At 71.3% G+C, this 11,055-nt stretch carries 10 protein-coding genes; 7 read left to right on the top strand and 3 right to left on the bottom strand.

Annotated features, from left to right (window positions below; genetic code table 11):
- Positions 1-74: 74 nt before the first annotated feature.
- The 7 genes from IO40_RS0104165 to metK all read left to right on the top strand — a co-directional run bounded on the left by IO40_RS0104165 (position 75) and on the right by metK (position 6,804).
- Positions 75-1,199, top strand: coding sequence for a quinone-dependent dihydroorotate dehydrogenase (locus IO40_RS0104165; RefSeq protein ID WP_016467698.1), 1,125 nt, complete (start codon positions 75-77; stop codon positions 1,197-1,199).
- Positions 1,196-2,035, top strand: coding sequence for an orotidine-5'-phosphate decarboxylase (gene pyrF, locus IO40_RS0104160; RefSeq protein WP_016467697.1), 840 nt, complete (start codon positions 1,196-1,198; stop codon positions 2,033-2,035). Before IO40_RS0104165 ends, pyrF begins: the two co-directional genes overlap by 4 nt.
- A 249-nt stretch (positions 2,036-2,284) precedes the next feature.
- Positions 2,285-2,608, top strand: coding sequence for an integration host factor (locus tag IO40_RS0104155; RefSeq protein ID WP_016467696.1), 324 nt, complete (start codon positions 2,285-2,287; stop codon positions 2,606-2,608).
- A gap of 37 nt (positions 2,609-2,645) precedes the next feature.
- Complete coding sequence (gene gmk, locus IO40_RS0104150) at positions 2,646-3,242, top strand: guanylate kinase (protein WP_016467695.1); 597 nt, start codon at positions 2,646-2,648, stop codon at positions 3,240-3,242.
- Between the two features lie 114 nt (positions 3,243-3,356).
- Positions 3,357-3,635, top strand: a complete 279-nt coding sequence (gene rpoZ / locus IO40_RS0104145; RefSeq protein ID WP_016467694.1) for a DNA-directed RNA polymerase subunit omega — start codon at positions 3,357-3,359, stop codon at positions 3,633-3,635.
- A 113-nt stretch (positions 3,636-3,748) separates the two neighbouring features.
- A complete protein-coding gene (coaBC, locus tag IO40_RS0104140) occupies positions 3,749-5,029 on the top strand; it encodes a bifunctional phosphopantothenoylcysteine decarboxylase/phosphopantothenate--cysteine ligase CoaBC (RefSeq protein ID WP_016467693.1) in 1,281 nt (426 codons plus the stop codon).
- A 566-nt stretch (positions 5,030-5,595) separates the two neighbouring features.
- Positions 5,596-6,804, top strand: coding sequence for a methionine adenosyltransferase (metK, locus tag IO40_RS0104135; RefSeq protein ID WP_016467692.1), 1,209 nt, complete (start codon positions 5,596-5,598; stop codon positions 6,802-6,804).
- Between the two features lie 93 nt (positions 6,805-6,897).
- Here metK and IO40_RS0104130 read toward each other — a convergent pair whose 3' ends face one another.
- From IO40_RS0104130 to IO40_RS0104120, 3 genes are all read right to left on the bottom strand, one after another.
- Positions 6,898-8,217 (bottom strand): hypothetical protein, encoded by a 1,320-nt coding sequence (locus IO40_RS0104130; RefSeq protein ID WP_137016973.1) that lies wholly within the window; start codon positions 8,215-8,217, stop codon positions 6,898-6,900.
- Complete coding sequence (locus IO40_RS37495; protein WP_031174894.1) at positions 8,214-9,920, bottom strand: hypothetical protein; 1,707 nt, start codon at positions 9,918-9,920, stop codon at positions 8,214-8,216. The genes IO40_RS0104130 and IO40_RS37495 overlap by 4 nt, the downstream gene beginning before the upstream one ends.
- A gap of 287 nt (positions 9,921-10,207) precedes the next feature.
- Entirely contained in the window at positions 10,208-11,038 is an 831-nt protein-coding gene (locus IO40_RS0104120; protein ID WP_041968493.1) for a toll/interleukin-1 receptor domain-containing protein, read from the bottom strand.
- Between the last annotated feature and the right edge of the window lie 17 nt (positions 11,039-11,055).

Here is an 11,055-nt window from a genome sequence, read left to right as displayed (position 1 = left end):
CCGGGCGGCCCCCGCCCCGTCCCCGCCGAGGGGGCGGGGCGGGGCCCTGACCACCACAGGAACCCATCACCTCCATGTACGGACTCCTCTTCCGCACCGTCTTCTGCCGGATGGACCCGGAGCAGGCCCACCACCTGGCCTTCTCCTGGATCCGCGCGGCGGCCCGCATCCCCGTCCTGCGCACGTACGCCGCAGCCGTCCTCGCCCCCCGCCACAAGGAACTGCGCATCGAGGCCCTGGGCCGCCGTATGCACGGCCCGCTCGGTCTGGCCGCCGGGTTCGACAAGAACGCGGAGGGCATCGACGGTCTGGCGATGCTCGGCTTCGACCACGTCGAGGTCGGCACCGTCACCGGCAGCGCCCAGCCGGGCAACCCGAAGAAGCGGCTCTTCCGCCTGGTGCCGGACCGGGCCCTGATCAACCGGATGGGCTTCAACAACGAGGGCTCCGCGGCGGTCGCCCGCCGGCTGGCGACCCGCAGGCCCGTCTTCCGCACCACCGTCGGCGTCAACATCGGCAAGACCAAGGCGGTGCCCGAGGCCGAGGCGGCGGCCGACTACGTCACCTCCGCCGAAGCGCTCGCCCCGCACGCCGACTACCTCGTCGTCAACGTCTCCTCGCCCAACACGCCCGGACTGCGCAACCTCCAGGCCACCGACCAGCTCAGGCCGCTGCTGACCGCCGTCCGCGAGGCCGCCGACCGGGTGGTGACCACGCGCCGCGTCCCGCTGCTCGTCAAGATCGCCCCGGATCTCGCCGACGAGGACATCGACGCGGTCGCCGACCTCGCCGTCGAACTGGGACTGGACGGCATCATCGCCACCAACACCACCATCGCCCGCGACGGACTGGGGCTGCGCTCCCCTTCCGCCCTGACCGCCGAGACCGGTGGTCTGTCCGGGGCCCCGGTGCACGACCGCTCCCTGGAGGTGCTGCGCCGGCTGTACGCCCGGGTGGGGGACCGGCTGACGCTGGTCGGGGTCGGCGGTGTGACCACCGCCGAGGACGCGTGGCGCCGCATCCTGGCGGGGGCCACGCTGGTGCAGGGCTACACGGCGTTCCTGTACGAGGGCCCCTTCTGGATGCGCAGGATGCACAAGGGCCTCGCCGCCCTGCTGGCGGCCAGCCCCTACGCCACGCTCGCCGAGGCGGTCGGCGCCGACCACCGCGCACAGCACGCGAAGGAGGGTGCCGCATGAGCGCCCCGGAACCTTTCGGCGCCCGGCTGCGCCGCGCCATGGACGCCCGCGGCCCGCTGTGCGTCGGCATCGACCCGCACGCCTCGCTGCTGCACGACTGGGGCCTGGACGACGACGTCGCCGGCCTGGAGCGGTTCAGCCGCACGACGGTGGAGGCGCTCGCCGACCGGGTGGCGGTCCTCAAGCCGCAGGCGGCGTTCTTCGAGCGGTTCGGCTCGCGCGGCGTGGCCGTACTGGAGCGGACCGTCACCGAGGCACGGGCGGCCGGCGCACTGGTGATCATGGATGCCAAGCGGGGCGACATCGGCTCCACCATGGGCGCCTACGCCGCCGCCTTCCTGGACGCGGACAGCCCGCTGTTCGCGGACGCCCTCACCGTCAGCCCGTACCTCGGCTTCGGCGCGCTGGCCCCGGCACTCCAGGCGGCCGAGGCGAGCGGCGCCGGGCTGTTCGTCCTGGCGCTCACCTCCAACCCGGAGGGCCGGGAGGTGCAGCGCGCGGTCCGCGACGACGGCACGACGGTCGCGGCCACCATGCTGCGCCATCTGGCGGAGCACAATGCGGGGGCCGAGCCGCTGGGGTCCTTCGGGGCGGTGGTCGGGGCGACGCTCGGCGACCTGTCCTCCTTCGACCTGGCGGTGAACGGCCCGCTGCTGGCGCCGGGGATCGGGGCGCAGGGCGCGACCCCGGCGGATCTGCCGGCGGTCTTCGGGCCAGCTGTCCGGAATGTCGTGCCCAGTGTGAGCCGGGGTGTGCTTCGTCACGGACCCGACCCAAGCGGACTGCGGGATTCCGCGGCCCGCTTCGCCGACGAGGTGCGCGCCGCGCTGGACTGATCGCGGCCGGCGGCGGGCCACGGACGTAGTGGAGCTGTAAAAATTGGGTCTGCTATGTCCAGAAATGTCCTGGTCGAGCGAGGCTGACCAGGACTTTTCGTCTGTTCTCGCTGACTCCTGCGCTCCCGCCCGCTAGTCTCCGTCGAGAGCACCGCGAACAGGCGCGTTGCTCATTGCTCCGCAGGTGGGGAGTGACTAGGTTCCTCACCGATCCGTATCCGACAGTTCGACATCCGAGGTGACGTAGGCGTGGCTCTTCCGCCCCTTACCCCTGAACAGCGCGCAGCCGCGCTCGAAAAGGCCGCCGCGGCTCGCCGGGAGCGCGCCGAGGTCAAGAACCGGCTCAAGCACTCCGGCGCGTCCCTGCACGAGGTCATCCAGCAGGGCCAGAAGAACGACGTGATCGGCAAGATGAAGGTCTCGGCTCTTCTGGAGTCCCTGCCCGGCGTCGGCAAGGTCCGCGCCAAGCAGATCATGGAGCGTCTCGGGATCTCCGAGAGCCGCCGGGTCCGTGGCCTCGGCTCCAACCAGATCGCCGCCCTGGAGAAGGAGTTCGGCGGGACGCACGCCTGAGGTCTCAGGCACTCCCGTTAACCGGGATAATCGCTGCATGAGTTCTGCAGTTCCCCGGGGGGAGACCCCGGCACCCCCGGTCAGCACGTCGCGGCTGACCGTGCTCTCCGGTCCCTCCGGGGTCGGCAAGAGCACGGTCGTCGCGCACATGCGCAAGGCCCATCCGGAGGTCTGGCTCTCCGTCTCCGCCACCACCCGAAAGCCCCGTCCGGGCGAGCGCCACGGAGTGCAGTACTTCTTCGTGGACGACGAGGAGTTCGACAAGCTGGTCGCCAACGGCGAGCTGCTGGAGTGGGCCGAATTCGCGGGCAACCGCTACGGCACACCCCGCCAGGCGGTGCTGGAGCACCTGGAGCGCGGGGAGCCGGTCCTGCTGGAGATCGACCTCCAGGGGGCCCGGCTCGTCAAGCAGTCCATGCCCGAGGCGCAGCTCGTCTTCCTCGCCCCGCCCAGCTGGGAAGAGCTGGTCAGGCGGCTGACCGGCCGCGGGACGGAGCCGCCGGAGGTCATCGAACGGCGGCTCGCGGCGGCCCGCACCGAGCTGGCGGCCGAGGCGGAGTTCGACCGGACCCTGGTCAACACCTCCGTCGAGGAGGTCAGCGCCGAGCTGCTAGCCTTGATGCGTATCGATTGATCTCGATGCGTATCGATCGGCCTCGCAGCGCCCGGCCTCGTACCATCCAGCACGACGTCGCAGCGTTGGCGCGCACATCGATTCCTCCTCTATTCACCCTTCGGAAGGCAGAGAGTGTCCTCTTCCATCACCACGCCCGAGGGCATCATCAACCCGCCGATTGATGAGCTGCTCGAGGCCACCGACTCCAAGTACAGCCTCGTGATCTACGCGGCCAAGCGCGCGCGCCAGATCAACGCGTACTACTCGCAGCTCGGTGAGGGCCTCCTCGAGTACGTGGGCCCGCTGGTGGACACCCACGTGCACGAGAAGCCGCTCTCCATCGCGCTTCGCGAGATCAACGCCGGCCTGCTCACCTCGGAGTCCGTCGAGGCTCCGCCGGTCGCCCAGTAGGCCGGTCGGCGCCACTTCCACCAGGGGCCCGGCAGCGCGGCTGCCGGGCCCCTGGTGTGTCATATCCCTGTGTGCCACCGGGGCCACAGCGACGCGCGTGGGGAGAGGAACGAGTGACGCAGCAGCGGGACGAGACGGCGGCCGGGGACGAGACGGCCGGCGGCCGGAAGGCCAGGCCCAAGGTCGTACTCGGTGTCAGCGGCGGTATCGCCGCGTACAAGGCGTGCGAGCTGGCGCGGCGGCTGACCGAGAGCGGCCACGACGTGCGGGCCGTGCCCACCGAAGCGGCGCTGCACTTCGTCGGCGCGGCCACCTGGTCGGCACTGACCGGGCACCCCGTGGCGACCGAGGTGTGGGAGTCCGTCCACGAGGTCCCGCACGTACGCATCGGACAGAGCGCCGATCTCGTCGTGGTCGCACCCGCAACCGCGGACCTGCTCGCCAAGGCCGCCCACGGGCTCGCCGACGACCTGCTCACCAACACACTGCTGACCGCGCGCTGTCCCGTCGTCTTCGCACCCGCGATGCACACCGAGATGTGGGAGCACCCGGCCACCCAGGAGAACGTCGCCACGCTGCGGCGCCGCGGTGCCGTCGTCATCGAGCCCGCCGTGGGCCGGCTGACCGGGAAGGACACCGGCAAGGGGCGGCTGCCCGACCCCGACGCGATCTTCGACGTCTGCCGCCGGGTGCTGGCCCGGGGCGCGGCGGGCGCGGCCACCGATCTCGCGGGCCGCCACGTCGTCGTCAGCGCCGGCGGCACCCGCGAACCCCTCGACCCGGTGCGCTTCCTCGGTAACCGCTCCAGCGGCAAGCAGGGCTACGCGCTCGCCCGGACCGCCGCCGCGCGCGGGGCCCGGGTGACGCTGGTCGCCGCGAACAGCGCCCTGCCCGACCCGGCCGGTGTGGACGTCGTCCGCGTCGGCAGCGCCGTCGAGCTGCGGGAGGCCGTCCTGCGCGCCGCCGCCGACGCGGACGCCGTGGTGATGGCCGCGGCCGTCGCCGACTTCCGGCCCGCCGTCTACGCCACCGGAAAGATCAAGAAGAAGGACGGCCAGGAACCGGAACCCCTGGCTCTGGTCCGCAACCCCGACATCCTCGCGGAACTGTCCGCCGCCCGGCTCCGCGCAGGGCAGGTCGTGGCCGGGTTCGCCGCCGAGACCGACGACGTCCTCGCCCACGGCCGCGCCAAGCTCGCCGCGAAGGGCTGCGACCTCCTCGTCGTCAACGAGGTGGGGGAGAGCAAGACCTTCGGCGCGGAGGAGAACGAAGCCGTCGTGCTGGGGGCGGACGGCACCGAGACGCCGGTCCCGTACGGCCCCAAGGAAGCACTGGCGGACACCGTCTGGGACCTGATCGCGGCGCGTCTCCCCGCCGGCGGTTCGCCCTCCTGAGTTCCGCGGGCCCCCGCCCGGGTGAGGCGGGGGCCGCCCGCGCGGGGCCTTTCCGCGGACGCTGACGCGGCGAAGCGGTCACGCCGGGTGACCAGGAGGGGTGTACCGTCGGGGCGGGAAACCACTCCATCCCCTCCCGCTCCGTCCGTTATCCGGGTGCTTCGTCCGATTTCCGGAGAGCGTGACGCGGTGTCCGGCTGATCCCCCGCCGGGCCGGGAAGCGGTAGCGGGGTGCTCCGGGGGCACCCTCAAGGGGGGCGCGCGGGGGAATGTGCCGCCGGACACGGCTGTCCCCCGACTGGGCCGGAATTGGTCGAACGGGGCCGGAAAGGCGCTCTTGACGGGCAATCCGGGCACCCGACACGCCCCGACTTGTCCGGATCTCCGGTCATCTTCGGTTGGTGCTGGAGTTCGGATCGAGGGGCTCGTGGTCGTCTCGGAGTTCGAGAGTCCGTGATTGGATGCAGGCGGAGATGGATAAACTGGCCGCGGACCGTGCTTGGGCGCAGCCCCCGACCGGTCCGCCCCATGCTCAGCCAGCAGCCGCTGCAACCCCAGGGAGCGATGTGTCGCGCCGCTTGTTCACCTCGGAATCCGTGACCGAGGGTCACCCTGACAAGATCGCTGACCAGATCAGCGACACGATCCTCGACGCCCTCCTCAAGGAAGACCCGCACTCCCGGGTCGCCGTCGAGACGCTGATCACCACCGGCCTCGTGCACGTGGCCGGAGAGGTGACGACCAAGGCCTACGCGCCGATCTCCACGCTCGTCCGCAACAAGATCCTGGAGATCGGCTACGACTCCTCCAAGAAGGGCTTCGACGGCGCCTCCTGCGGCGTCTCGGAGTCCATCGGCGCCCAGTCGCCCGACATCGCGCAGGGCGTCGACACCGCCTACGAGCGCCGTGTCGAGGGTGACGAGGACGAACTCGACGAGCAGGGCGCCGGCGACCAGGGCCTGATGTTCGGCTACGCCTGCGACGAGACCGCCGAGTACATGCCGCTGCCCATCACGCTGGCGCACCGGCTCTCCGAGCGGCTGTCGGCCGTCCGCAAGAACGGGACGATCCCGTATCTGCGCCCCGACGGGAAGACCCAGGTCACCATCGAGTACAACGGCGACAAGGCCGTGCGGCTGGACACCGTCGTGGTCTCCTCGCAGCACGCCGCCGACATCGACCTGGACTCCCTGCTGGCACCCGACATCCGCGAATTCGTCGTCGAGCCGGAGCTGAAGGCCCTGGTCGACGAGGGGATCAAGCTGGAAACCGAGGGCTACCGGCTGCTGGTCAACCCGACCGGACGCTTCGAGATCGGCGGCCCCATGGGCGACGCCGGCCTCACCGGCCGGAAGATCATCATCGACACCTACGGCGGTATGGCCCGCCACGGCGGCGGCGCCTTCTCCGGCAAGGACCCGTCCAAGGTGGACCGCTCCGCCGCGTACGCCATGCGCTGGGTCGCCAAGAACGTGGTGGCCGCCGGCCTGGCCTCCCGCTGCGAGGTCCAGGTCGCCTACGCCATCGGCAAGGCCGAGCCGGTCGGCCTCTTCGTGGAGACCTTCGGCACCGCCACGGTGGACGTCGAGAAGATCGAGCAGGCCATCTCGGACGTCTTCGACCTCCGCCCGGCAGCGATCATCCGCGACCTCGACCTGCTGCGGCCGATCTACGCGCAGACCGCCGCGTACGGCCACTTCGGCCGTGCGCTGCCCGACTTCACCTGGGAGCGCACCGACCGGGTGGACGCCCTGCGCAAGGCGGTCGGGCTCTAGCCCTCCCGCCCGCACCGGGCACCTGACCATGCCGGAGACCCGGCACCCCATGCTGGCGGGGTGCCGGGTCTTCCGTATGCCGGGGCGGCCGGATCAGACGGGAGAGCGGACAGTGGCCGGCGGGTCCTCGTCCGGTTCTTCCCCGCGCTTTCCGTTCTGCCCGCCCTCACTGTTGTCCCCGTCCTGCCGGGGCTCCCCGTCCTGCCGGGGCTTCTCGTCCTGCCGGGGCTTCTCGTCCTGCCGGGCCTCCCCGTCCTGCCGGGGCTTCTCGTCCTGTCGGGACTCCTTGCCCTGCCGGGCCTCCTTGTCCTCCCAAGCCGGGGGGTCGAAGGTGTCGAGGATGTCCTGCGCCGTGGCGCTTCCACCCGAGGCGCGCACGACGTGTGCCACGCTTCGGGCCACCATGGAGGCCCGGTCGTCGCCGGGCTCGAACCCCAGCCGCTCCAGCAGCAGGCCCAGCAGGTCCGTCGCCGAGGCAGTGGTCGCGGCGGAGGAGCCGTTGACGGAGTGGCCGAACACACCGGGCGCGTCGTTGGCGTACGCGTGCGAGAACGGGCTCCCGTCGGTTCCCGGGGCGGGGAACGGATCTTTGACATGCTCCTGTTCCGGGGTGGGCACCGGGTAGGGCACCATGTGCCGGAAGAGTTCCGGCACGTCCTCGTTGTTGGCGGCGGACGAGAGCTGTGCCAGGACACCGATGTCGTCGACGGCGCGTTTGATCTGGTCGTCGTTCTTCGCAAGCCACCACACCACGGCGCTGCCGGTGTCCTTGAGCACATCGTCACCCAGATAGGCGCGCTTGTCGCACTCCGCCTTGCGTTCGTGCTCCCACACGGCCTGCTCCTTGCGGACGGTCGACAGCCGGCTGAGCCGCTCCGCGTCGGCCTCGGCCAGGACCAGCGAGACATCCTCCGCCATCACGTCGAGACGGCCGGTCGGGTCGGGGAGCATGGTGCCGAGCGCGCCGTTCAGCTGGTGCTGCGCGAGCGAGTGCCGGTGCGGCGGGAACTGCCGTGTGAGCTCTTCGGCCCGCTCCAGCAGGGCGCTCACGGCGACGCCGGCCGGGTTGATGGCGGGCGCGTTCGGCGGCTCGGGCAGCGGACACCAGCGGACCGTCGCCGAGAAGAGGAATTCGTAGTCCGGCAGCGCACTGCGCAGGGACACCTCCCTGATCTTCTGTGCCCGGCGTTCCGGAGGCGGGACCGGAAGATCCGGTTCGGTGTCGTACTGCTGTGCCAGCGGGTGCGGACGGGGCGTTGCCACCTTCGCCAGGACGATGCCCGCACACACCACGCCCACGAGCGCCGCCGACCACGCCCACAGTGGCCAGCTTCCCAGCAGGCCGAGGATCAGCACCAGCAGCCCGGCCAGCACCGTGAGAAAGGCTGTCGCTGTCCTGTGTCCCGAACTCATACCCGCGCCTCCCGCCCGGTCACCGAGGGTTCGAGCCCCAGCGCTGCCGCGCACGCCTCCCAGAAGGCGTCGAACACGCAGGAGCGGTCCGCCGCAGCGGACGCCCACTTCCGCACGGCGCCGTACAGATCGGTCAGCGCGGAGCCCTGCGGACCGCACGAGCCGACCAGAACGTGGAGCAGCGCCTCACGCTCGGCCGGGCTGCGCGCGGCCTCGTCCAGCCAGTCGGCCAGTCGCCGCCTCCACGCCTCGGCCGGCAGCTGGGTGAACGCCCGGCGCCACCCCTCGGACAACTGCTCCCTCACTCGTCGGCCGCGGATCAGGGCCGGTGCGCCGTCCCGCGGGGCGGTGAGCCGTTCCGGCGCGGCCAGGGCGATGAAGAGCCGGGAGTCGACGGGCTGCGGGGCGCCCGCGTCGCCGACGAGTGCCGACAAGGCCCGCCGGTACAGCCGGGCGTCCTCACCCGTCAGCTCGAGCAACTTGTCGCGCGCCTCGCCCGCCGCAGTGCCCCGCTGCCGGCGTGCCAGGTGCAGGAGCCTGGTCACGGCCTGGTCCGGGTAGGACGCCGCCAGGGCTCCCCGGCACACCCCGATCAGAACGTGCGCCCGGGCCGGTTGCAGTCCGGGCTTCCGTGCCCAGTCGTAGATCTGGCGGCGGAAGCAGGAGCCGTGCCGTCGGTCCAGCACACCGAGGGTGAGGGCACGCGCGGCCATCGACGCCTCGGCCTGCGTGCTGTCGGGCCGCGTCCACCTGTCGACGAGATCCTGCACCGGCTCGGGTGTTCCGACGCGCAGACACTGCTCCACGTAGCGGTCCACGAACGCGTAGCGCTCCTCCTTGGCGAGTGCGGGGGCACTCACCGTACGTTCCGCCCAGGGCACGAGCTGATGCCTCAGAGCCGGGTAGTTGTCCCAGAAGTAGTCGCGGGCGGCGGCGGCGAAGCCGTCGGACAGCTCCACGCGGTTGCCCTCGCCCAGCCGGGCGTCGAACGCGTCCAGCCGGGTCGTGAGGGCGGTCCGGCCGAGGACCGGTTGGTCGTCGGCCGGGTGGCGCAGGACGGCCAGCATGTCCTCCGCGGCCGACTCCAGGAAGTCCGCGCGTGCACCCGGCAGCAGCGCCGTCGTCAGCACCAGCGCCGCGTCCGTCCCGCCGAGCAGCCGCTCGATCCGTGCGACGACCTCTTTTCGTTCCAGGGGCGCGAGCTTGGCCAGTGCTCGGTCACGCCAGAGGGCGAAGGTATCGGCAGGACGTCCGTGCTGCCGCTCGTGCAGGATGGCGGCGGCCAGTTCCGCGACCGTGCCGGTTCCCGCACTGCTGAGGAACGCCGTGAGACGCGGGGCTTCCCACTCCCGGGCGTCCGGTTCGACACCCTCGTACAAGAGCGTCCTCTTCAGCACCCGCAAGGGCTCTGGGTTTTCGACCTCGACGACGAAGGAGGCGAATTCCGCGGGCACCAGCTGACGCTGACGGGAGTCCATCACGATCGCCAGCGAGGCCCCCCGCTCCCGCAGCGCCGCCCGGAAGTGCGGCAGTGCGCTGAGCTGTTGGCGGACCCGGTCGTCGTCGGCGGAGGTCAGATCGAGCAGCATACGGTCCTCGGCCTCGATCTGGTCGGTGTCCAGGACGGAACCGTTCGCCTCCGTGTCCTGCTCGTCGAGCTGATGCAGACGTCCCGGACCGCGATGCGGTTCCCACAGCAGCATCAGAGCGGCACTGCGGCGCCCCGATCCTGGGGCGCCGCACAGCAGGACCGTTCCGCGCTCGGAGAGCTTCGCCCTGGCGGTCCCCAGGCCGGAGGGAGGAACGAAATGCCGCCGCAAGCGGGAGAGGTCATCGGGCGCGAGTGTCTGTGTCGCCTTTTTCGTGGACACGCTCAGCGCTGAGTGATCGATCCTCAAGCCGTAATAGTGATGCGAATTGTTGTACTGGGGTCCGCTCCCGGTGTGGACGTTCCCGGAGGGATCGGTGACCCGTGTGTGGGGCTGTTCGTTCACCGGGTGCCGTCTCCCTCCGCCGGCCCGGCGTTGCCCGTGTCCCCGCCCTGGTGCATACCGCCGTTGTTGGTTCCCGCGACGTAATTGACGCGGTCGCCGTGGAAGTTGACGTTGTGCGAGCCGGCATGCGTGGTGTTGTGATGCGTCGTGTTGTTGTGCGTGGTGTTGTGCTGTGCGCCTGAGCCCGTGTGCACCGGCCCCTGCGGGTTGCTCACGAAAGAGCCGAGCGAGCCGGAGACATCCCTGGCCTGGACGGTGATGGAGCCCTGCCCGGTGTCTTCGACGATGTTGCGGGTGCTGGTGGCCGACGGCGCGGCCGGAGCGGTTGGTGCGGCCGGGCCGTGGTCCGTGGCGGCGCCGGGCAACAGCTCGGCGAGGTCGCGGCAGAGCGTGGCGATGTCCTGGTCCCTCGTCCGCGGGTTGAACTGCCGGAACTGGAGATCCGCGAGCTCCGCGAGACCATCGGGGAGTTCCGCGCGGACCAGCGGCGATGTCCGAGGAGCCACCAGGACGGGGATGACGTGTGCCCCGCGGTCCAGGACTTCCACAATCTCCCTCCGGGTCCAGTCGTCCGGGTTCTCCAGCCGTAGCCGGCCGCGGGCGTCGCGCGCCTCGAGCCACCTCTCGCCGATGACGACGACGAGCACCCGGCAGGTCCGGGCGGCGGTGCGCAGCAGCTCCGGGTACTGCCGCCCGGCGCCGATGGATTCGTGGTCCCAGAAGACCCGGTCCTTACCGAAGGACGCGGCGAGACCGTCGGCGATGAGACGGGCACTGGCCGGCTCGTCGCTGGTGCGGTAGTTGACCAGGATGTCGGTACGGGACACGCGGTACTTCCTTTCCG

The organism is Streptomyces albus subsp. albus (assembly GCF_000725885.1).
Classification (GTDB): Bacteria; Actinomycetota; Actinomycetes; order Streptomycetales; family Streptomycetaceae; genus Streptomyces; species Streptomyces albus.
The sequence above is the reverse complement of the archived record's forward strand: the minus strand, read 5'-3'. Positions and strand labels throughout refer to the sequence as shown.